This is a genomic window from Microcoleus sp. S13_C5 (assembly GCF_036700845.1).
Classification (GTDB): domain Bacteria; phylum Cyanobacteriota; class Cyanobacteriia; order Cyanobacteriales; family Microcoleaceae; genus Microcoleus.
Genome location: NZ_JAUBPR010000034.1, coordinates 18,000 through 41,267 on the forward strand (window position 1 = coordinate 18,000; position 23,268 = coordinate 41,267).

Sequence of the window (23,268 nt, forward strand, 5' to 3'; positions counted from 1 at the left end):
GCCTCGTTGCCAAACCGAATATTGTTGTAGAAACGGGTTTTTCTTCGGTAAGTCTTAATATAGCAATTCTCAATGATTCGCGAGCTGTAGCGAGCTCTAGGTTGGGTATAACTCATATGTTGCACCATTCTCAATCCTTTTATGAACAGGCAAGATGCCTGTTCCACAAGAGATGAATTTTCTTGTGGAACAGGCATCTTGCCTGTTGCTGACAATGGTGCAAGATGTGAGGTATAACGAAGTGAAACCCTAGATGCCGATTTGAGATTTTAGATTTTAGCTTTTCCTTTCTTCTTCCTTATCTTCTAAATAACTAAAGCCTTCTTCCATCAATCCGTTACATCTGTTACATCCGTTACAGAATCCGTTGCCGAACTTCTTTCTTTTGCTATAAAAAATGGGGCGAGCTCGAAGCCCGCCCCACCAAAAATTATGCTGCTGCTATTAACCCAACAGCGCCTGAGCCTTAGCTACCACATTATCAACTGTGTAGCCAAACTTTTCTAAAGCAACGGGACCCGGTGCAGAAGCGCCAAATCTGTCGATGCTGATGCTGTCGCCTTCTGAACCCAAATAACGTCCCCAGCCGAAGCTACAAGCTGCTTCAACGGCCAACCGTTTAGTAACAGCTTTCGGCAGTACAGATTCGCGGTAAGCGGCATCTTGTAAGTCGAACAATTCCCAGCAAGGCATCGAAACTACGCGCACTTTATTGCCTGCAGCGCGCAATTTTTCAGCGGCATCAACGCAGAGGTAGGTTTCGCCGCCGGTGCCGATTAAAATGATGTCGGGAGTGCCGCCGTCGTCAGACAAAATGTAAGCGCCTTTGGCCGTTCCTTCGATCGAACTTCCAGCCAAGTTAGGCAAGTTTTGGCGCGACAAAGCCATTAAAGTGGGGCGAGTGCGGCTTTCAACTGCCACTTTGTAAGCGCCGGATGTTTCATTACCATCCGCAGGGCGCATTACCAACAAATCTGGAATTACGCGCAGAGAAGCTAAAGTTTCAACTGGTTGGTGAGTCGGGCCGTCTTCGCCCAAGGCTACGGAGTCGTGAGTCATTACATAAATAACTCCAGCTTCCGATAGTGCAGAGAGGCGAATTGCGCCCCGCATATAGTCAGCAAATACCAAGAAAGTGGCGCAGTAAGGAATTAAACCGCCGTGCAGTACCATACCGTTGGCGATCGCACCCATGCCGTGTTCCCGCACACCAAAGCGCAGGTTACGTCCTTCGTACTGACCTTTTTGGAAGTCTTTTTCACCCTTGAGCAAAGTCATGTTAGAAGATGCCAAGTCAGCGGAACCGCCGATCAATTCAGGTAAGACACCTGCCAAAGCATTCAAACATTTTCCAGAATGATTCCGAGTCGAATCTGCCTTATCTTCCGGCTTGTATGTCGGCAAAACTTTATCCCAACCTTCAGGAAGTTTGCCGGCAACCGTGCGCTCATATTCTGCTGCTTCAGCAGGATATGCTGCTTTATAAGCATCAAAAGCTTTCTGCCATTCTTGCTCAGCTTGAGCACCGCGATCGACTGCTTTGCGGAAGTGTGACAAAGCATCCTCAGGAATCTCAAACGGTGCGTGTTCCCACTTCAAGAAATCGCGAGTTGCTTGCACTTCATCGCTACCCAAAGCAGCACCGTGAGCACTGTAGGAATTGCGCTTGTTGGGAGAACCGTAACCAATGATGGTGCGGACTTTAATCATGGACGGTTTGTCCGTGACTTTTTTGGCTTCTTCAATAGCTTTGTGAACTGCTTCTAGGTTAGTATCTTCGTCTAGAGCGGTATTGTCTACTGTAATAACGTGCCAATTGTAAGCTTCAAAACGCTTGCCGACATCTTCAGTAAAGGCCAAGCTTGTGTCGCCTTCAATAGAAATGTGATTGTCATCGTACAAGGCTATTAATTTGCCGAGTCCGAGGTGTCCGGCCAAAGAACAAGCTTCGCCAGAAACACCTTCCATGTGGCAGCCGTCACCCATGATGACATAGGTGTAGTGGTCAACAATTGTGTGGTCGGGCTTGTTATACTTAGCAGCGAGGTGAGCTTCTGCCATTGCCAAACCGACGGCATTAGCAATTCCTTGTCCCAGGGGACCGGTGGTAACTTCTACGCCTTCGGTCATGAAGTTTTCGGGGTGTCCGGGGGTTCTGGATTCCCACTGGCGAAATTGCTTGATGTCGTCGAGGGTGACGCTATCGTAGCCGGTCAAGTACAGGAGGGCGTACTGTAGCATACAGCCGTGGCCGGCGGAGAGGACGAAGCGATCGCGATTAAACCACTTGGGGTTTTTGGGGTTGAACCGCATGAACCGATCCCACAGCACGAAGGCCATAGGGGCAGCGCCCATCGGCAGTCCCGGGTGTCCTGATTTTGCTTTTTCTACCGCATCGATGGCCAAAAAGCGGATAGAGTTGATGCAGAGTTCTTCGAGTGATTGGGTTGCAACAGCCATAATTCTGGTTTTTATATGTTAAGAGAGAGTGTGTGTGGTCGATTCTGACAGAGGTGCGATGAGCCGAGTTCGATCGCTCGCGTTTCTGCTGTTCAGTTTCTATGGAACTGCCGTGAGGCTGCACTACATATCATCTCACCAGTTGCGATCGACAGACAACTTAATTTTTTAATGTTTCGGTCGCTTTGTGCAGTCGATAACAATAGTTGTCTGTTGACTGTTGACTGTTGACTGTTGGGGAGAGGGAGTAGGAGGGATTGTTGTCTGTTGACTGTTGACTGTTGACTGTTGGGGAGAGGGAGTAGGAGGATGGAGAGGATAGAAGACTTCCGTCAGGATTAAAACCTTACTGACCTTTTGCATCTGTCGATCGCCAGTGTGTCTAGATTATCTGACAAATTGGTCTATGTTGACCAGTTATGATAGAGTTTGGTGTTTCTGACATTTTGCAGCTCGATCGCGAACAGGCAAGATGCCTGTTCCACAAAGAGTGAATTTTCTTGTAGGGCGTTGCTTTGAGCAACGCTCGATCGCACGATCGCCAGAATAGTGCAAGATGTCAGATATTTGTAATTTTAATCAGGCAATAACTAATGACTCTCAGTGAAGCCGAAGTCCGCAGTCAAAAAGTAGACGAACTGCGATCGCAAGGCATAGAACCGTATCCCAGTGAATCCTACGCGCGATCGCACACAGCCAAGCAAGTTCGCGAAATATTTAGTCAGCCGGGAAAAGAACTCCAAAACGGAGAAAGTGACCCCGAAGAAATTTCCCTGCGCTTAGCTGGCCGCATCACTTCCAAACGAGACAGCGGCAAAATTGGTTTCATCGATTTAAAAGACGCCACAGACAAAATTCAACTCAAAATCGAGAAAGCAATCGTCACCGGCGAAGTCGGTTTGAGCTTTGAACAAATTAAAAAATTGCTCGATGTCGGCGATTTTGTCGGCGTCGAAGGTATCGGCTGCCGCACCCCCAGGGGAGAACTTTCTATTTTAGTGAGGGAATTAAAGCTTTTATCAAAAGCTACCATTCAATTTCCCGATTCTTATTACGGAATTAACGACCCCGAAGTTTGCCGCCGTCACCGCGAAATGGACTTGGCAAGCAACCAAGATGCGCTTAACCGTTTTATGCTTCGCAGCCGCATCGTTCAAAGCATCCGTTCCTATCTATGGCAAGCCAATTTTTACGAAATAGAAACGCCAACACTGCAAGCTATTTATGGCGGTGCTGCTGCTAAGCCATTCATCACTCACCACAATGCTTTAGAGGTAGATTTGTATTTGCGAGTGGCTCCAGAATTATTCTTAAAAAGAGCAATTTGCGGCGGTTTCGAGCGAGTATTTGAACTAGGGAAAGCCTTTAGAAATGAGGGGATTGACAGCACCCACAATCCTGAGTTTACCTCTTTAGAAGTTTACCAAGCTTATGCTGATGTTTTCGACATTTTAGGAGTTGTCGAAGATGTGATTTGTTTCGCAGCGGCAGCGGTATTTGGGGATGTCAAGGAAATTGAAAATCAGGGGGAAACGATTAGTTTAGAACGCAAGTTCGACTACAGCGAAAAATATCCTGGTTTCAGCGGCAAACACTGGCAAGTGAAAACGATGGTAGAAGCTGTCAGAGACGAGTTTGGGCTGGATTTTGACAGTTTGGACTTAGAAAGTGCGCTCGCTTCTGCAACCAAGCTAGAATTGCATCTGTCTAAGTTAGAACAACAGAGTTTAGGCTACGTGCTGTATGCAGTTTTTGACAAATTAGTTGTTCCTAAACTAATTCAACCTACATTCATCATCGACTACCCTGTTGAAGTCAGCCCCTTAGCAAAAGGACATCGCAGCAAGCCAGGATTTGTAGAACGTTTCGAGCTATTTATCAACGGTACAGAATACTCGAACGGATTCTCTGAATTGAACGATCCGAAAGAGCAAAGAAAGCGGTTTGAGGAACAGTTAGCACAGAAAAATGCGGGCGATGACGAAGCACATCCAATGGATGAAGACTTTATCCAAGCGCTATCTTTGGGAATGCCTAACTGTGCCGGAATGGGTATCGGTGTAGACAGATTGGTGATGCTTTTAACTAATACTCAAAGCATCCGAGATGCGGTGATGTTCCCGACAATGCGACCTGTTAAAGATTCGTAAAATATTTTATTTCAGTTCACTTCCCCGACTTATTAGAGAAGTCGGGGAGTTCGCTATAGGCAGCTAAATATTAATATTTATGACATTTATAATAATAATTATAGCGCCCGTTATAATATTTTTGTTTATTTAACTAACCCACCGATCGCACATGATTTTAAGTGAGTCAGTTACCCTAAAACCTAAATATCAGTCTCAAGCATTAGACACTTGTATTGAGGCCGAAATCATCCAGTTTAATCTGTGGAGGCAAATGCCACCCGCAAAGAGATTAGCATTAGCCTCTGCTGCCACGAGGGGCTGCCGCCAATTAGCCTTGTCGGGAATCAAAAAACGCAACCCTCAATTAGATTCCATCTACCTCAAACAAGAGTTTATCAAAGCAACTTTAGGACAAGAATTTATTGAAATTGCCCAATTACTAGAGACAAAACTTGTAATGCAAGATCCGATCTGGTTAGCAGCTAAAATTGGTAACATCCTAGATACACTGTCAATTCCCTACTATGTTGGCGGTTCCATTGCTAGTTCCGCTCACGGCGAACCCAGATCTACTCAGGATGCAGACATTGCTATCAGCATCCGAAAAGAACAAACTCAGTCCCTCATGCAAGCAATGCAAAGCGAATTCTACATCAGCGATATTGCAGTTGAAGACGCTTTGAGGGGGAGAAGTTCAAGTTTCAACGTCATTCATCTAGAGACAGCCATTAAAGCAGACATTTATTTGATTAAACCCGATCGCGAATACGAACAATCTCAGCTTGATCGCCGACAGCAATTCTACCCAGACGACAGACCAGAATTAACCTTTTATATCTGTAGCCCAGAAGATATAATTTTGCAAAAACTCATTTGGTACAGAATGTCAAGATTTCAGTCAGACAAGCAATGGCGATATATTCTAGGAGTGATGAAACTTCAAGCAGATTCGTTAGATAGGGCTTACCTGCAACATTGGTCTTCCCAGTTAAATGTCGCTTCAGAAATCGGTCGGGCTTTTTCTGAATCGGGATTAAATTAGCCAGAAGACGCATATCCCCGACTTCTTTAAGAAGTCGGGACTATAACAGCGAGCGCGACGATTACCTGGATCGACTTATCACCGCATAAATGAACCGACAACACCGTTCATATCCTCAGCCAAAGGATTTCCCAAAGCCTTAAACTTCCACTCGCCGCCTTCTCGATAAACTTCTCCCATCAACATATTTAATTTTCCTTCATAAGATGGGTCATTAGACAAGCGATAGCGAGCTATTTCTTTCCCGGCGGCATCTACAGCCCTCACGAAAGCATTTTGTACCAGGCCAAAATGCTGTTTTCTCTCTTTCCCATCGTAAATATTTACTCCCAAAATTATTTTGTGATATTGTGCTGACAAAGAACTCAATTTCACCAATATTTGTTCGTCGTCTCCCTCTCCCTCCCCCGTGAGATTGTCGCCTGAGTGAACAACTGTTTTGTCATTTGACTCCAAATGAGAGTAATAAATTACATCCTCTTTGTAGTTCTTTATTTTCCCATTTTCTCCCAGCAGCAAAGCGTAGGAATCTAAGTCAAAATTTGCACCACTGCTTCGGCCGAAAAGACCTTTTTTAGCTTGTGCAACATCCCAGCCCAAACCCATTGTCAGTCTGGACAAGTCGTATTCGCTTTTGCTGAGAACGATCGATTGTCCTTTTGTTAAGTTGATAGCCATAGTTTTGTGATTCTGTAAGGTTTATGGTGAAGTTGAATGATTGCCCTAAGCTAGGATTTTGTTGGGCAGCAAAAGCTGTTTCTAGGGTAAGAGATTTTTGATTCGCGCTGATTTTACCCAATGGGGATATTCTGCTGTCAACAAATCGTATAATTCCTCATCGGCAATATGCTCCGGGTCTTCTAAACTGAAGAAATCGGCGTTGTCTAGGTAGCGATCGCCCATTTCGTCAAGCTGTTCTAAAAATGTAAAATCGCTCGCTACGGCTCTTGCTAACCACCCGCGAACTCCCTTACTTTTGACATCTTTCTGCGACTTACCGATCGCCATAAACTGCCAAAATATCGGCTCATAGGACGACCATTTTAGCTGCTGCTTGCTTTGCGATTCGTCCGCAGTTTCTCCATCAGTGACAAACATCACGTAGACAGGTCGATCGGCTTTAATAGCTGCGTTGCGCCTGCTACCGCGACCGTCAGGAAAATAGAACTTTCTAATTTCCTTCATCACTTTACCGTAGTAAGTACCTCCTTCTAAAGGATACTGTTGCAGTATATGGTGGATGAAGTTTGAGAAATTGTCGATCGACATTTCACCGGGATTGTGCGGGTTGACTCCAAACAGAAATATGTCTATTGCTGCGTTGTCATCAAACCGACATCCCAAAGCCAAAATCTTCTCGGCCAAACGCTGAATTTTTCCTGAACGGTATAGGGAAGACATGGAAGCAGAAATATCGAGGCAAAGCGCTACTTGAGCATTGTGATTTGTTAGATTTGCTTTCTTGAGCGAGATATCGGCTTTCTTAGCAAGATTGAAAATGTGCGGCGCTTTCTCCTGAAGCTTTTTGTCTAATGCTATAGCTTTCTGACTTTGGTGGCTATCTTCAATAACTGGTAATCTAGGTTCTGCTGGTTTTTCTTGCTGTTGAATCTCAGAATGATACTTGTCAACAAAACTCTGCAACCCTGCTTTATATCCTTGTCCTACGGCCTGAAATCTCCAAGCTGCCTCTTTTTTATACAACCGTCCAAACTCGACTGCTGTTTCTTCAGAAAAAGCTTCTGTTAAATCATACCGGGCTAGTTCGCTGTCGGTTTGGCGATCGTACAATCGGATAAAAGCATTTCTGATTTGGCTAAAATTTTGATGTTTAGCTTGTGCGTCGTGAATCGTGACCACAAAAACCATTTCCTCAACAGTAGCCGTTACTTTTTCTAAGTCTACATAAATTGTCTCGTCATCTCCTTGAGTTTGACCTGTTTGATTATCTCCCGAATGGGCGATCGCTCCGTCCGGCGACTGCGAGTTATTGTAAAATACAAAGTATCTTTCATCGGGAATTTTGCCGTCCCCACCTAACGCAAAAACAGAGGCATCGATATCGCAGCTTTGCGGGTTTGAGTCCGAGAAATTTAGTTCATTTTCTACTTCCCAACCCAGCGCGATCGCAACTTTTGTTAAATTAGGAGATGTTTTAGAAAGATTAAATCTTTCGCCCTTCTTTAATTGAATTCCCATCTGGTTTGTCACCTCATGAGTCTGGGTTAAAATCGAGGGAAACATTCCTGCTTCCGAATTTCCCCTCGATTTATTTAGCTAGGAGCGATCGACCTTTTATCAGGCATACTTATCTACAAAGCTTTGCAAGCCGGAATTGTAGCCTTGTCCTACAGCTTGAAACCTCCACTCACCGTCTTTCTTGTAAAGTCTGCCAAACTCTACCGCTGTCTCCCTAGAAAAATCCTCGTCTAAATCGTACTTCGTTACCTCTGTGTTAGTAGTAGTGTCGTAAATCCTGATAAAAGCATTCCGCACTTGACCGAAGTTTTGCCTTCTCGATTCTGCTTCGTGAATAGTTACCACAAACACAATTTCTTCCACCGCCGGATCGACTTTGGTTAAATCGACTGTAACGGTTTCATCATCGCCAAATCCTTCTCCGGTTCTGCTATCTCCCAGATGTATTACAGCAGTGTCCGGCGACTCCTTGTTGTTGTAGAAAACAAAGTATTTTTCGCTAGGAATTTTGCCAGTAGCCCCCAACATAAACACGGAAGCATCTAAGTCAAACGCTGCGCCGGTGTCTGTAGAATTGGTATCCCATCCCAAACCAATCCCGGCATTTTTTAGCCCCGGTGCTTCTTTAGAGAGATTGATTCTCCCGCCTTTTTCCAAATTGATAGACATTCGCCCTCCTATTGATAACATCACTGGCGTTATTGATCGCAATTATATCAATTATTAGAGTAGCTTGACAAATTGCTGCTGGTACTCATCCTCAGTCAATCGATTTTAGATTTTAGATTTTATAATTGAACCCACGGATAAATCCGGGCGCTTTGTACCTTGAATGCTTGCGGCTATAGCAGGTTGACAATTTCCTTTTGGTACTCATCAATCGATTTTAGATTTGAGATTTTGGATTTGAGATTGGATAATTGAAGAATTGACCCTGCGGATTAATCCGGGGGCTTGTACGCTGGATGCTTTTGCTTAGAGTAGCTTGACAAATTGCTGCTGGTACTCGTCTTCTGTCATCAATTCGTGGGTGTTTTCCACTCTGTCTAAAAACACGATTCCATCTAAATGGTCGTGTTCGTGTTGAAAAATTCTGGCCACAAAGTCGGTCAATTCTTGTCGGTGGAGTTTGCCGTCTCTACTGGTGTATTCTATCTCGATCGCCCTACTTCTCGGCACCAATCCCCGAATCCCCGGAATGCTCAAACAGCCTTCCCAGTCTTTGACTGTCTCTGTTGATGCAGCCACAATCCGGGGATTAATCATCGCTGTGGGCTCCATGTTGGGTGCTTGGGGATAGCGCAAGTTGGGGCGCGATGCGACGATGAACAGGCGATCGGACTGAGCCGCTTGAGGGGCGGCAATCCCCACTCCGTTTGCCTGCTGTACTGTAAAGATTAAGCTGTCAATCAACTGTTGAATGCGATCGTCCTTAATATTCTCGACAACTTGCGACGGGCGGCGCAGTACGGGATTTCCTAATTGAGAAATTTGTAATATTTCTGCCATAGCTATTGGTTAGTGGTTATTGGTTAGTCGTTAACTACTGACAAATTATTATTTCCTTCTTCCTTCTTCCTTCTTCCTTATTCCTTCTTCCTTCTTCCTTCTTCCTTCTTCCTTCTTATCGAACTTTTTGAACGGGCAAACTCCCCGTTTTAACAGTCAAATTAACTATTTGCCCGTTGCGGTTAATTTCCATTGGCAACAGACCGCCAACCTTAGCATTTTGCACGAACTCCTGAACAGCTTCCGACTGAATAATCGGCTGATTATTAATCTTTTGAATCACATCTCCAGCGCGCAAACCGGCTGCTGCTCCCGGAGAATTAGGAACAACGCTAACAATAGCCACACCCCGATCGACTGCAACTCGCAGGCTACTGTTAGCATTGCTGTTAATTTGCTGCTTAACCTCCGGAGTCAGCGTCGCCATTTCAATGCCTAAATAAGCGTGTTCGACTTTCCCCGTCGAAATCAGTTCCTTCGCCACCTGTTGGGCCGCCTGAATGGGAATCGCAAACCCCAATCCTTGAGCACCTTGAATAATCGCCGTATTCATGCCAATAACTTGGCCCGAAGCATTCAGCAGCGGGCCACCAGAATTCCCCGGATTAATTGCAGCGTCTGTTTGAATAAAACCGATCCGCTTGTCAGGCACGCCCACATCAGAGCTCGATCGCCCCGTAGCGCTAATAATCCCCGCAGTTACGGAATTGTCCAAACCCAAAGGATTGCCGATCGCGATCGCCCATTCCCCAGACAACAGCTTATCCGAATTGCCGATCGGCACCACAGGCAGATTATTCGCCTCAATCTTCACCACAGCCACATCCGTCACCTTATCCGCCCCCAACACCCGCCCCTGAAAGCTGCGGCTGTCCTTGAGAGTTACATTTACCGTATCGGCTCCCTCTACAACGTGAGCGTTAGTGAGAATCACGCCGTCGGCACCGATGACAAAACCCGAACCAGTGCCCCGTTCGATCCCGCCCCTGCCGCCCGAATTCGGTTGTATGCCAAAAAAATCTTCCGGCGACAGCCCTCTATTTTCCGGTTTCACCCGGCGCGAAGCATCGATCCGAACCACTGCCGGGCCAACTTTTGCCACCGCAGCCACAATAAAATTCACATTAGCCGCGTCGCCCGACAAGGAAGCAGGCGGCAAGACTTTGCTAGTTCGATCCTTTGCATTAGGAGGCAGTTGCAATTTCGGTTCGAGCGCCCTTTGTCCCGAATCGCCAGAATTTGCACGAAATTGAGAAACCGTCAGACGATCGCCCAACATGGCGGCCCCGGCTCCCGTTACCAGCAGCAATATGTAAATTGCCGGTTGCTTCCAAAATTTGCCAGTAGAACTTTTCATGGCCACGTTTTTAGGCTTTCCTGCCAAATCTAAATATTTGCTGAGCAGATCCCCGATACCTGGTTTGGACTGCAGAGCCGCAAAATTTTTGGGCGATGGCGTCCCGCCCTCGCCCGTGCTACGGCAGACTCCCTTAAACTTTAGCATCTGAGGACTAAACTCTCTAGAGTAGAATTAATATCTTGAATGCCGAGCGGCAGAGGTTAGCAGTGGACATTCCCCTCGAAAGTCTGTGGAATCAGATACTTGAACGTCTCCAGATACAACTGAGCAGACCTAGCTTTGAGACGTGGATCAAAACTGCCAGGGCCGAACAACTCGAAAATAACTGTTTGATCGTCAGCGCCCCCAACCCCTTTGCTCGCAATTGGTTGCAAAAATATTACGTCAAAACCATTGCCGATGCAGTCGAAGAAATTCTCGGCTATCCCGTAGACATTTACTTGACAATTGCCGGAGGAAACGAAACAGGCGGCAGCAGTGACTCCGCCATGATTTGGCCGTCCCCCATCGCCTCCGATGTCCCCGAAAGCCCCTCGCTTCACCCCCCCAAACCCGCCAATTTAAACCCCAAATACCTATTTTCCCGCTTTGTCGTCGGTTCTAACAACCGCATGGCTCACGCGGCCTCCCTCGCGGTAGCCGAGTCTCCGGGCAGAGAATTCAATCCCCTATTTTTGTGCGGTGGCGTTGGTTTGGGCAAAACTCATTTGATGCAGGCGATCGGTCATTATCGCTTGGAAATTGACCCCAACGCCAAGATTTTTTACGTTTCTACTGAAAAATTTACTAACGATTTAATCGCCGCCATTCGTAAAGACAGTATGCAAACTTTCCGCGATCATTATCGGGCAGCAGATGTTTTATTAATAGATGATATCCAATTTCTTGAAGGCAAAGAATACACTCAAGAAGAATTCTTTCACACTTTTAATACTTTGCACGAATCGGGAAACCAAGTAGTTTTAGCTTCCGACCGTCCGCCACAGCAAATCCCCCGCCTGCAAGAGCGTTTGTGTTCCAGATTTTCGATGGGATTAATTGCCGACATTCAATTGCCAGATTTGGAAACTCGGATGGCAATTTTGCAGAAAAAAGCTGAGTATGAAAATATGCGGTTGCCGCGAGATGTCATTGAATATATTGCTTCTAGTTACACTTCCAACGTTCGGGAATTAGAAGGTGCTTTGATTCGGGCGGTAGCATATCTTTCAATTACCGGTTTGCCGATGACCGTGGAGAATATCACCCCGGTTTTGAACCCGCAAACAGAAAGCGTAGAGGCGACTCCCGATGCAGTAATTGCAGTTGTGGCCGAGGCGTTTGATGTTTCTGTTGAAGATTTGAAAGGCATTTCCCGGAGGCGAGAAATTAGTCTCGCCCGTCAAATAGGGATGTATTTAATTCGGCAGCATACAGGTTTGAGTTTGCCGAAAGTTGGCGAAGTGTTCGGCGGAAAAGACCACACGACTGTGCTTTACAGTTGTGACAAAATTGCTCAGTTGCGCAACACTGACCCGAATTTGGCCCAAACTTTGCGTCAGTTGAGCGATCGAATTAACGTTGTCAGCCGCAAAAGTTAATTTGAAGTCAGTTGTCTGTTGTCGGTTGTCAGTTGTCATCACTCAACGCCGTCAACAGTTAACAGTCAACGCCGTCAACAGTCAACAATTCCCATTCCCAATTCCCAATGCCCCATAATAGACAATCTTGCCTGTGGAAAAACCTGTGGAAAATTGGCCCTCTGTTTGTGGAAAACTTTACTCGATCGCCCGAAACAGCTTTTGCACAAAAAAAGGCGATCAACCGCACCAGCTTTTCCACAAGTTTTCCACAGGTATTTATTACGTATAAGTGACGCCCAGCAAGCAGTTAGCTTTTTTTTCCACAGTTTCCACAGGGCGATCAATACAAAAATAATTCAATAAATAAAAAAAACTGCTGATCCCTACACACCCTACACAAATAGTTTGCGACGCGCCCTAACCTCAGAAACCCGGTTTCTACGAAGATTTCTCCTTTTTACAGGCAAAATTTTGCCGAGAAACCCGGTTTCTAGCCCCATGCTTAACCCCTACACACAGAAAAACTGACCCGCCGGCTTTCTGTGATACCATTTGTTTCTGTTTCAAATCCGGTTAATTAACCTTCCTCTCATGAAATTGGTTTGCACCCAAAGTGACCTCAACGCCAACCTCTCGTTGGTAAGTCGGGCCGTTCCCTCTCGCCCGACACATCCGGTACTAGCCAACGTGCTCTTAGTAGCGGATGAGGAAAATCAGCGGGTTAGCTTGACAGCTTTCGATCTCAGTTTGGGCATTCGTACCAGCTTTGCAGCAGAAGTGACGGGCGGCGGCAGTTTTACCATACCCGCTAAATTGCTTAACGATATTGTTTCGAGACTCCCAGATGGAGAGATTACTTTAGAAGACGAAGCGGGAGACACCGTAGCATATCTCACTTGCAGTTCTGGCAGCTACCAAGTTAGAGGCATGGGCCCGGAAGAATTCCCAGAATTGCCTGCAATCGAAGCCGGAACAATCCTCAAATTGCCGCCGGAAGCCTTGATAGAAGGACTCAAAGGAACTTTATTTGCTACTAGCCCCGACGAGGCAAAACAGGTACTTGCAGGCGTGCATTTAAAGGTATTGCAAGATTGTTTGGAATTTGCAGCTACAGACGGCCACAGATTGGCAGTAGTTCAAACTGCCAATGAAAAAGCTGAAGACGAAGAAACCCAAGAAGAATTTGAGGTGACAGTCCCGGCTAAAGCATTGCGGGAAGTAGAAAGAATGCTGGTGATGCGGCAGTGGACTGAACCGGTCACCCTGCATTTTGAACACGGTCAAGTAGTGTTTGAATGGGCAGACCAGCGGCTAACAACCCGCACTTTGGAAGGGCAATATCCCGCATACCGGCAGTTGATTCCGCCGTCTTTTGAGCGGCAAATTACCTTAGAAAGGCGATCTTTTTTAGCAGCAGTAGAAAGAATTGCCGTGTTTGCAGACCAAAAAAATAATATTCTCAAATGCAGCATCGACGAGGAGAATCAGGAAATTACTTTGTCTGTAGATGCTAAAGATGTCGGCTGTGGCAAAGAGTCAATGCCGGCACAGATTTCTGGAGATAGCATAGATATTGCTTTCAACGTGAAATACTTAATTGACATTTTGAAAACTGCTCAATCCCCAGAAATTCAACTGCAATTAAACGGTGCTTTAGCTCCCGTAATTTTCCAGCCTTTGGGCGGAGTTAATGCTACATTCTTGGTAATGCCAGTTCAGCTAAGAGCTTAAACAAAAGACAGTGGGAGAGTGGGAATTTGGCATCGGGCATTCCGTTACATCCGTCGAGCGAATCAGTTGCCGAACTTCCCTCTTCCATCCGTTACTATCCGTTACATCCCGTACATTGCTCGTTGCCGAACTTCCTTCAAATCAATGGCAACAAAATTTCAAATTCAGTACCTGTACCGGGGGTTGAATGCAAATTTAACTTGCCTTTATGCTTTTCCGTAACAATTTGATGGGTAATTGCCAATCCCAAACCGGTACCTTTCCCCGCAGGTTTAGTGGTGAAAAATGTCTCAAAAATCCGCCGCTGAATTTCGGGCGGAATTCCCGGCCCGTTATCGGCAATTCGGATGGCTATCCAAGCGTTATTTTGATTTTTTTCCGCTGCTTGTGGGCATAAGTCGCCGTTTTGGCTGGTGCAGGATAGCTGTTTTGCATTGTGCCGATCGCCCATAACATAATTTTGAATTAATTCCGAATTCACGCAGTCTCCGTCAGAACTGTCTATTACCTCGGTTTCAATAGTAATCGCAGGCATAAAATCTTTTTCTGCTTTTACCTCTTCCAAAGCGTCGATCGCATTGCTAATGATATTCATAAATACCTGGCTCAACTGACCAGAGTAACACTTGACTAAAGGCAAATCACCATAGCTTTTAACTACTTCAATACTGTACTTGAGACGGTTTTTCATAATTAGTAGCGTACTGTCAATACATTCGTGGATGTTAGCTTGCTTCAAGTGGGTTTCGTCCATGTGAGAAAAGGTGTGCAGGCTGGTGACGAGTTCGGTCAGCCTCTGCGATGAAACTTTCATACTTTTGAGAATTTCCACCCAATCTTCTTGCAAAAAATCAAATTCTATGTGTTTTTTGAGTTGGTCAATTTTTTCGCTGTCACCCACAATGTGTTCGTAAGCAGACAGCAACTCCATGAGGTCTTTCGAGTAGTTGGACAAAAAGCCGAGATTTCCGCTGATGCAGGTGACGGGATTTCTAATTTCGTGGGCGACTCCAGCTACCATCTGCCCCAAACTCGCTAGTTTTTCGGTTTGAATTAGTTGAGATTGAGTTTGCTGCCTCAGCAATTTTGTTGCTAGTTCGTGAATATTGGATTGGGCTACTAACAGTTCGTGCACGTCTAGCAAACTATAAGTTTGAGGCGACACTTGAACAACAATCGGTTCGTAAAGCAGTTCTTTCGATCGCAACAGCGACTTCCTTGCTGCATCCACAATTAAAGTATTGCTGGGAAAAATTAAACTCTCAGTTTCGGCAAAGCGGTACAAAGCCCTCACTGGTCGCTTTAAAAATAATTCTCGCCCAAAAGGACGGCTGATAAATTCTAAAAATCTCCGCCGGGAAATCATACCGGCAAATTCACCTTGATGGGTCACAATGACTCCCGGTAACAGCGGATTAGCTTCTAACATCTGAGAAATTCGCATTCCCCAATCCGTAGCTTCTACCTGAAAATCGTAAAGCGACAATTGTTGGAGAGTAGAGTCTAAACAAAGTTCTCCTAGATCAGCCTCGGAGATGGGTTGGACGGGTCTTTCTACGCAGGAGGTATTCAACATAAATTTATCAGCACGCTTTTTTGGGGTTCTATTTGCCAGCAGACATTCAGCTACCAAAGGTCAACAGGTGAGTTGCTGAGTGCTTTGACCGGCATCCCCGTGGCAAACTTAATTTTTAATTACACAAAAAACTGACTGTAGTAAGGAAAATTTTACCACTTAGAGTATTAGGCAAGATTGAGTAAGCTGTTTAGCATTTAAACTGCGTATTTCAGAGCCTGAAACCCAATACTTGCTTACATAGCCTCTGAGATTTAAATGGTGAACAGCTTATCACCGAGATAAATGCGCCCTGGTAATTATACCTGACTTTATTTTATACTGACTTGAGCGGTATTAACGCTTGGTTTAATTATTTAACTATTAATTAACATTGAGTTCTCGTCTTAACCTATTGTTAATAAAATTACGTAGCTGAAAAAAAATAATTAAGTGACAATAGAGGAAAATCGGAATTGCCCGATCGCCCGCCTCGCGGTCGAATGTACCCGTGGGTGCGCGTCCCTGAGTTTTAGGTTGCAAAATAACCGCGATGGTGTCCTGCCCCACAAGCTACGGCATTTGAGACTGAAGACACGGCAATGCCGTTTCCCTACCCCAAAATAATCAATTTTTTTCGATGAAATATCTAACCATCGCCCGCCGATTAATTGTAGGGAAACGGCCAGGCGCGTTGTCCTGACTGTGAATCATATCAATTTCGATACCACCGAATTAGATATCAGGCAGAAATTTTGAGTGTAATTCAAACAACTGTAACTATTCAACTTATTCACAACCTAGCATTGATTAAATTATAAACTCTACGAATTCCCGCCCATAAAAGGCCTTATTAAATTTTTAATTTAATCCTATACCCAGGGACACATATATATTCTACGCCATATCTATAGGGAAACAGTACGGCCGTCTCCTTACCAGGCTCTGCGACTTTTAATGATGGGTATAAGATAGAGGATTGGATGAAAAAAGTCTCTACTGAATCTTAACTTAGTGCTATGCTTTGGTATGATCTACAGGGAGTTCTACCAAAGACGTATAACTAAATAGCCATCTACCAGTAGGTACTCGATGCAACCCGGCATAACGAATCAGTTAAACAATGCTTTTACCCTTTTTCTCAGCTTGTTAGTAGAGGCAATACCTTTTCTGCTGCTGGGAGTTTTATTTTCAGGTTTGCTGCTGGGGTTTGTAGACGAACGCAAACTCGTATCCCGCATCCCCCGAAACCCTCTACTGGGGGCTTTGATGGGCAGTTTGATCGGCTTTTTGTTTCCCGTGTGCGAGTGCGGTAACGTGCCCGTAGCCCGCAGGCTATTGATGCAGGGAGTGCCCGCACCAGCCGCGATCGGCTTTTTGCTCGCAGCCCCCACCATCAACCCCGTGGTAATTTGGGCGACTTGGACGGCATTTCGCGATCAGCCAGAAATTGTAGTTTTGCGGGTGGTATTTTCCCTAATCACAGCCACAATTATCGGCTGGGTGTTCAGCGCCCAAAAAGACTTGCGGCCTCTGCTGCACCCCTCTGTAGCCCGCGCTATCCCTCTACTAAAACCCGAGTTTTCCGAACAAGAGCTCATCCAAGCCAACACTCCGCTGCTGTTGCAGTCGGGAACATTTATGCTCGGTCAGCCAGGGGGGGCGGTGCCGATCGAATCTTTGCTACAAGACGACTGGAAGCCATTACAAACAGGCAAAACAGAAAAAACCTCGAAACGTTCCTCAATGTTTCACCGCGTTTCTAAAGAGCGTCTGCGCCTGCTTTTAGATACTATGGTACAGGAGTTGCGCGAATTGGGAGGAGTGTTGGTAATCGGAAGTGCGATCGCGGCCATCATTCAAGTTGGCGCCCCCCGCGAACTAATTCTCAACCTCGGTCAAGGCCCCGTTTCCTCGATTCTAGCCATGCTGCTATTAGCGACAGTCGTATCGATTTGTTCCACAGTAGATGCCTTTTTTGCCCTGTCTTTTGCTTCCACATTTACCAGCGGTTCGCTGTTAGCATTTCTCGTTTTCGGCCCGATGATTGACCTCAAAGGCATCGGTTTAATGCTGTCAATTTTTAAGGGTCGAGCCGTAGTTTACTTAATTGTTTTGGCAGCTCAGTTAACCTTTTTAATGACCCTCGCTGTCAACTTGCATTTAGGTTAATAAACTAGCTCAAACAGACAACTAATACGATTTTAGATTGGCGATTTTCAATTACGTTGCTCCACGAGACGGAATTCACAGATATAAGAATAGCTGTTTTTTCCATCTTTCTTCTTTGTTATTGCCTTTTTTTCTCCCTTCTTTATTATTCCCTTTTCTTCGGCCTTTTTTCTTCTTCCTTCAACGTCTCAATTCCCAATTCTCAATGACTCTTTAAAAAAAATGAATATTAAAAAAATTAGCCCCTGGCTGGACGCCTTAGCTATCTTAGCGTGGGGAATACTGCTTCTTAAATATTGGATCACCGGCAAATTAAGCATTCTCATTCACCCCAATTACTTTGGCTTGACTTTAGCTGGAGGAATCGGCTTAATGGTGATTGGGGGTTTAAAAACTTGGGAACTCTTAAAACTCGATCGCACCACAAAGCAATCGCGGACATCACCAGCAAATAACTCTCTCAGAATCACAGAAGTTGAACACGTTACTTTGTTTCCCCCCAGTATTGGCAGCACCTTAATGTTGAGCGTCGCATTAATTGGTTTATTAACAACCCCACGCACATTTACCAGCCAGACAGCATTAGAACGAGGCCTCACCGAATCCCTGCCTATCACCAGACTGCAACCCCAAGAATTTCGCAATACTACAAAACCAGAAAAGCGATCGCTCGTCGAATGGGTGCGACTGTTAAATTTAAATCCAGAACCCGATACATACAAAGGTCAAAAAGTCAAAGTTCAAGGATTTGTAATTCACCCCCCTAACCTAACAGAACAATATATGTGGCTCGGGCGTTTTATCATTACCTGCTGCGCGGCCGACGCCTATCCGATCGGCTTGCCAGTAAAATTACTGATCGGTCAAAGCCGCGCCGCCTTTGCCCCAGACAGTTGGCTAGAAATAGAAGGAGAAACGATCGTAGAAGAACTCCAAGGCAAGCGCAAATTAATCATTCAAGCATCCTCCCTCAAACCAATTTCCGAACCAAAAAACCCTTATGATTATTAGATGCGGAGTAAGTAAGAGATTAACTTTTATCTTTGATTGCGAGATGGACTGTCCAGACCCAACCTCCGTATACAGATGAAGATACGGTAAAGTCAGCTATAAAAGTGGCAGCAACATCCTGTAGAAGTTGCAAATAACAAATTCAGCAACTACACTCGTAATTGGAAAATAAATTCTGAGTATATGTCATTAGAAAAAAAATTAGCTATCAAAGGTGCCGCCTGGACGCTCGCCAGCTATGGAAGCAGTCAAATTATCCGATTTGCCAGTAACTTAATCCTGACCCGCCTGCTTTTGCCAGAACTATTTGGTCTGATGGGTCTAGCCTACGTTTTCATCACAGGGATCCACTTATTTTCAGACATAGGTCTAGGCCCAAGCATCATCCAGAACAAACGCGGGGAAGAGCGTGAATTTCTCAATACCGCTTGGACACTGCAAGTCATTCGCAGCTTTTTCATTTTTATTTGTTTGATTATAATTACTTACCCAGTTGCTAGTTTTTATGGAGAACCCCGTCTCCTGTGGTTGATTCCAATAATAGGTATAAATACCCTAGTAACAGGGTTCAACTCGACTGCTGTATCCAGCCTCAACCGGCAGATGGCAGTCAAGAGAGTAGTAATTTTTCAGTTGGTCATACAGATCGTTTCTACTACAGTGATGGTTGTCTGGGCCTGGTTCGATCACAGCATCTGGGCGATCGTTGCAGGCGGCTTTACTGGAGCTTTAATGGAGGTAGTATGGAGCCATTTTTTGATTCCCGGCAAGTCAAACCGTTTTGCTTGGGATAAAGAAGCAGCTAAAGAAATATTTTCTTATGGTAAATGGATATTTTTGTCTACGGCTTTGTATTTCTTGTGTTCTCAAGCCGATAGACTCATCCTCGGGAAAATATTTACTTTAACAATGTTGGGCATTTACGGCATCGCTTTTACTCTCGGCGATATGCCGCGCCAAGTAATCATCGCCATTAGCGGGAGGGTGATTTTTCCCTCGATTTCTCTGCTGGCAGAGTTGCCGCGGGAGGAGTTGCGCACGAAGATACTCAATAACCGCAAGCTAATTCTAATACCGTTAGCCGTAGGTTTAGCAATTTTTGTGAGCTTCGGAGATCAGTTAATTTTAACACTGTATCGGAAAGAGTATGCGGCGGCATCTTGGATGATGCCCATCTTGGCTTTAGGTATCTGGCACACCACCCTCCACAATATGATGGGTTCTTGTCTGTTAGCAGTAGGGAAGTCTCAGTACGCAGCTATGGGCAATTTGGTGACTTTTGTGAATCTATGTATAAGTATACCGCTGGGATACCACTTAAAAGGTAATTTAGGTGCCGTGATTGCTGTAGCTCTCGGCGACCTTCCTACCTATGCAGTAACGAACTACGGTTTGTGGAAAGAAGGACTAACTTGTTTTTGGCAGGATATTCAATTAACAGCACTGTTTGTAGGGGTGCTGGCAACTCTAATTTGCTGTAGAGTCGCTTTTGGTTTGGGTCTGCCGATTGATAAAATATCACCGGTGGATTTAATACCTATCAATCAACTGTTTCAGTAAACAAACCTGTTGAAAGTGCCGCGTGTCCCACCTACTTAATATCTTAAGTTTCATTCAGTCCTGGAGGCACCACCAGTTTCAAAAACTAGGTGTGTTACGGAAAATAACTCGTGGCAGCTATTTACTGTGGCAAAAAAATGGCTTGGTGAGTGTTAGGATTGGGTCCAAAACTGTAAAATTTAATAGGGAAAATTTGGCAGTAAATGGTAAGCAGAAGTAGGAGAGAAAGATTTGTGAGTATTTTTAACAAAAAAAATAATCCTTCACGCTTAGCTATTCTGCCATTCAAACAGCCGATCGACCGCACGGCGATCGTCCTCATGCTAGTGCTGAGCTTCTTAATAGGGCTGCTGCTGCTGAGCGGCAATCGCACAGCACCCAGAGTGCGAGAATTTACCTGGGAAAACAAACAAATCGGCGCCGAAGATACTGGCTTTATCCTCACATTCTTTCGGCCGATGAACCACTCCACCGTCGAGGAAAACTTAAAGCTAGAACCCCCCCTCCCCGGTAAATTTAGTTGGGCTGGCAGACGCATGGCTTACACCCTCAAAGATCCAGCACCCTACGGCGTTACCTACACAGTAAAACTCGCCGGAGCAACAGACAAGTATTTCGGAGACAACAACCAAAATAAAGGAACGCCAATGCAACCGTTTAGCAGTTCCTTTCGCAGCCGCGATCGAGCTTTTGCTTACATCGGCGTCCAAGGCGAAACAGAAAGCAGATTAATGCTAGTCAATCTCACCAGCAGCGACTCGAAACCGATAGCGCTGACTCCCAAAGATTTAGTCGTTACCGATTTTAAACCGTATCCTGACAGCGATCGCATTTTATTCTCCGCCACAGATCGATCGATCGCCCGTACTCGCGGCACCCTAAATCAAGAACTATTCACAGTCACCACCGGCCTCAATCCCCAATCGGGCTCAGGAACTCAACAAAAATACCCAGCAGGTAGAATCGACAAAATCTTAGACTCCAAAGATTACCAAAACCTCAAATTTGACCTCTCAGCAGACGGAAAAATCATAGTTGTCCAGCGCGTCAACCGCCGCAATCCTGGCGATTTTAGTCCTTGGATTGTGGAAGAAAAACAGGCGCCCAGACCATTGGAAAATGAACAAGGCGGAGATTTTATGATTCGCCCCGATAGCAAATCGATGGTAATCTCTCAAAAACAAGGATTAGCGATTGTCCCCCTCAAACCCGAAGCAGACCCTGTAGAATTTTTGCCAAAATACGAACAAGTATTGGGGATGGCCCGCGACAACTCCGCCGCCGCCTATGTTAAATACAACAGCGACTTTACTCGATCGCTTTTCATCTTAGATAACCAAGGTGTAGAACAAGAAATATTGCGTATTCCCGGCAGCATTATGGCCGTTTATTTCGACCCCCGCAAAAACCAAGACAACCAAGTTCAGCGTCTCTACTGTTTGTTAGCCCAACGCCTCAAAACAGAAAGCTACAAAGAACAGCCTTTCATCGCCACCATCGACCTCAAAAAAGAGGGTACTCGTTTGGTAGGAACCATCAAACCGCTGCTGATTTTGCCCAACCAATTAGATACCCAAATCAGTTTATCTCCCGATGGGCTGGCATTAATTTTCGACCAATCAGTCACAGCAGCAACTCCCTCAGCAGCAGACAGTCCCCGCAACGATAGTGGACAGTCGATCGCCACCAGCCACCTCTGGCTGCTACCCTTAGTAGAAATACCCGCAGACGGTTCTCCCGCAAAAATACAGCCAGAAGAACTTCCCTTTGCCGGCTATCACCCCCGCTGGCTCCCCTAAATCGATTTTAGATTTTAGATTTTAGATTTTAGATTTTAGATTGACCAATATTGGTAAATATCAATAGGGTAAGGTGCGCCCATAAACACCAAGCGTTGAAATATGCGCGGTGCACACCCTACTTTTACTAAATTGATTTGAAATTTGAATTTTTAGATTTGAGATTTGAAATTGAGTTGATACTAAGCCATACTGGTAAATATTACAAACTTTTGAAACGAACTCGCCAGCCTGCAATTTCACATCTAAAACCTCAAACCTAAAATCTAAAATTATCATGACTCCCGAAGAAATTAGCAATACCCTTAAAGACTTATTTGGTGACAGTGTAGAGATGCCTGCTGCCACTTCTTGGCAAGTAGAAACCCCCAAATTTCGCCTGTTAGTCCTCCTTTCAGAAGACGGGAGTTGGTTGCGGATTTTGCTGCCGATCGCCGATGCCCAGGAAGCTCAACCATTTTTTGATAAACTGCTAGAAGCTAACTTTGACACCACCCTCGAAACTCGCTACGCCTTACATCAAAACGTTTTGTGGGGAGTATTTCAGCACAGTTGTGCCACACTCGCGGCAGCCGATTTCTCAGCCGCCGTCGCCAGACTGCTGGCTTTGCAAGAGCTAGGTTTGTCTGACTTTTTCGGCGGTTTGATAGAAAGCCGCATCCGTCAAATCATCAAAGCTGCGAAGATGCAGGGACAGTCTGTGGAAACTACCCTTCAGACTTTAGACCGTTTCTACGCAGAGGGATTGATGGGTGAAATGGAACTAGGGCGAGAGTCTCGCGAAAACACTCTCGCCGCTTGGCGGTATCAGCTAGAACGCCTCTGGCCGGAGGTGGAACCCTAAGACTATGGCAGATGGCAGATGGCAGATTGCAAAAAACTGACTACCATCGAGGTTGGAAGTTGCCTAAAGTTGCATTTCTTTTGAGTGGTATCGCAACCGCCAATACGGTTAGAACGTTCTTAATTGCACAAACCCTTGCGGAACAGTGCTTCTTCCTTCTCTCGCGACGATTACTCAAGCCTCCCATCCGTTACATTCGGTTACATCCGAAGAAAGCAAATCCGTGGCCCAACTTCCTTTGGCCTGGGCCCTAGTCTTGACAATTGGAGCCTGCAAGCCCCTTGGACGATGGCTAATCCGGGCCCTCCAACCCTCGAAGGATGCCCGTATAT

At 45.5% G+C, this 23,268-nt stretch carries 18 protein-coding genes; 11 read left to right on the forward strand and 7 right to left on the reverse strand.

What is annotated here, in order from left to right:
* Window positions 1-444: 444 nt before the first annotated feature.
* The gene (gene tkt, locus QUA04_RS11935) at window positions 445-2,460 is read right to left on the reverse strand and encodes a transketolase (RefSeq protein WP_333257130.1); all 2,016 of its coding nucleotides are present in this window, start codon (window positions 2,458-2,460) and stop codon (window positions 445-447) included.
* 34 nt (window positions 2,461-2,494) lie between these two features.
* On the opposite strand from tkt, the gene QUA04_RS11940 reads away from it, so the two are divergent.
* The 3 genes from QUA04_RS11940 (at window position 2,495) to QUA04_RS11950 (ending at window position 5,634) form a co-directional block, all read left to right on the forward strand.
* Window positions 2,495-2,632, forward strand: a complete 138-nt coding sequence (locus QUA04_RS11940; protein WP_333068296.1) for a hypothetical protein — start codon at window positions 2,495-2,497, stop codon at window positions 2,630-2,632.
* 421 nt (window positions 2,633-3,053) lie between these two features.
* Window positions 3,054-4,610, forward strand: coding sequence for a lysine--tRNA ligase (lysS, locus tag QUA04_RS11945; RefSeq protein ID WP_333257131.1), 1,557 nt, complete (start codon window positions 3,054-3,056; stop codon window positions 4,608-4,610).
* A 151-nt stretch (window positions 4,611-4,761) separates the two neighbouring features.
* Window positions 4,762-5,634 (forward strand): hypothetical protein, encoded by an 873-nt coding sequence (locus QUA04_RS11950; RefSeq protein WP_333257134.1) that lies wholly within the window; start codon window positions 4,762-4,764, stop codon window positions 5,632-5,634.
* Window positions 5,635-5,712: 78 nt separating this feature from the next.
* On the opposite strand, the gene QUA04_RS11955 is transcribed toward QUA04_RS11950, so the two are convergent.
* The 5 genes from QUA04_RS11955 to QUA04_RS11975 form a co-directional block, all read right to left on the reverse strand.
* Entirely contained in the window at window positions 5,713-6,312 is a 600-nt protein-coding gene (locus QUA04_RS11955; RefSeq protein ID WP_333257137.1) for a TerD family protein, read from the reverse strand.
* An 81-nt stretch (window positions 6,313-6,393) separates the two neighbouring features.
* Window positions 6,394-7,878: a TerD family protein gene (locus QUA04_RS11960; protein WP_333257140.1), complete on the reverse strand. Its 1,485-nt coding sequence runs from the start codon at window positions 7,876-7,878 to the stop codon at window positions 6,394-6,396.
* A 54-nt stretch (window positions 7,879-7,932) separates the two neighbouring features.
* Window positions 7,933-8,502: a TerD family protein gene (locus QUA04_RS11965; RefSeq protein WP_333257143.1), complete on the reverse strand. Its 570-nt coding sequence runs from the start codon at window positions 8,500-8,502 to the stop codon at window positions 7,933-7,935.
* Window positions 8,503-8,808: 306 nt separating this feature from the next.
* A complete protein-coding gene (gene def / locus QUA04_RS11970; RefSeq protein WP_333257146.1) occupies window positions 8,809-9,342 on the reverse strand; it encodes a peptide deformylase in 534 nt (177 codons plus the stop codon).
* Between the two features lie 115 nt (window positions 9,343-9,457).
* Window positions 9,458-10,699, reverse strand: a complete 1,242-nt coding sequence (locus tag QUA04_RS11975) for an HhoA/HhoB/HtrA family serine endopeptidase (protein ID WP_333257149.1) — start codon at window positions 10,697-10,699, stop codon at window positions 9,458-9,460.
* Window positions 10,700-10,908: 209 nt separating this feature from the next.
* Here QUA04_RS11975 and dnaA point away from each other — a divergent pair, with 209 nt between their 5' ends.
* From dnaA to dnaN, 3 genes are all read left to right on the forward strand, one after another.
* Window positions 10,909-12,282 carry a chromosomal replication initiator protein DnaA gene (gene dnaA / locus QUA04_RS11980; protein WP_333257152.1) on the forward strand — a complete coding sequence of 458 codons (1,374 nt, stop codon included), beginning with the start codon at window positions 10,909-10,911 and terminating at the stop codon, window positions 12,280-12,282.
* 107 nt (window positions 12,283-12,389) lie between these two features.
* Window positions 12,390-12,557, forward strand: a complete 168-nt coding sequence (locus QUA04_RS11985; protein WP_333257155.1) for a hypothetical protein — start codon at window positions 12,390-12,392, stop codon at window positions 12,555-12,557.
* A 298-nt stretch (window positions 12,558-12,855) separates the two neighbouring features.
* Window positions 12,856-13,995 (forward strand): DNA polymerase III subunit beta, encoded by a 1,140-nt coding sequence (gene dnaN / locus QUA04_RS11990; RefSeq protein WP_333257157.1) that lies wholly within the window; start codon window positions 12,856-12,858, stop codon window positions 13,993-13,995.
* 136 nt (window positions 13,996-14,131) lie between these two features.
* On the opposite strand, the gene QUA04_RS11995 is transcribed toward dnaN, so the two are convergent.
* Window positions 14,132-15,571 carry a HAMP domain-containing sensor histidine kinase gene (locus tag QUA04_RS11995; RefSeq protein WP_333257160.1) on the reverse strand — a complete coding sequence of 480 codons (1,440 nt, stop codon included), beginning with the start codon at window positions 15,569-15,571 and terminating at the stop codon, window positions 14,132-14,134.
* A gap of 1,071 nt (window positions 15,572-16,642) precedes the next feature.
* Here QUA04_RS11995 and QUA04_RS12000 point away from each other — a divergent pair.
* From QUA04_RS12000 to QUA04_RS12020, 5 genes are all read left to right on the forward strand, one after another.
* Window positions 16,643-17,722 carry a permease gene (locus tag QUA04_RS12000; protein WP_333257162.1) on the forward strand — a complete coding sequence of 360 codons (1,080 nt, stop codon included), beginning with the start codon at window positions 16,643-16,645 and terminating at the stop codon, window positions 17,720-17,722.
* Between the two features lie 222 nt (window positions 17,723-17,944).
* Window positions 17,945-18,733: a TIGR03943 family putative permease subunit gene (locus tag QUA04_RS12005; protein ID WP_333257164.1), complete on the forward strand. Its 789-nt coding sequence runs from the start codon at window positions 17,945-17,947 to the stop codon at window positions 18,731-18,733.
* Window positions 18,734-18,916: 183 nt separating this feature from the next.
* The gene (locus QUA04_RS12010) at window positions 18,917-20,293 is read left to right on the forward strand and encodes an oligosaccharide flippase family protein (RefSeq protein ID WP_333257167.1); all 1,377 of its coding nucleotides are present in this window, start codon (window positions 18,917-18,919) and stop codon (window positions 20,291-20,293) included.
* 233 nt (window positions 20,294-20,526) lie between these two features.
* Window positions 20,527-22,092: a hypothetical protein gene (locus QUA04_RS12015; RefSeq protein ID WP_333257170.1), complete on the forward strand. Its 1,566-nt coding sequence runs from the start codon at window positions 20,527-20,529 to the stop codon at window positions 22,090-22,092.
* A gap of 277 nt (window positions 22,093-22,369) precedes the next feature.
* Window positions 22,370-22,936 (forward strand): hypothetical protein, encoded by a 567-nt coding sequence (locus tag QUA04_RS12020; protein WP_333257174.1) that lies wholly within the window; start codon window positions 22,370-22,372, stop codon window positions 22,934-22,936.
* The last annotated feature ends 332 nt before the right edge of the window (window positions 22,937-23,268 follow it).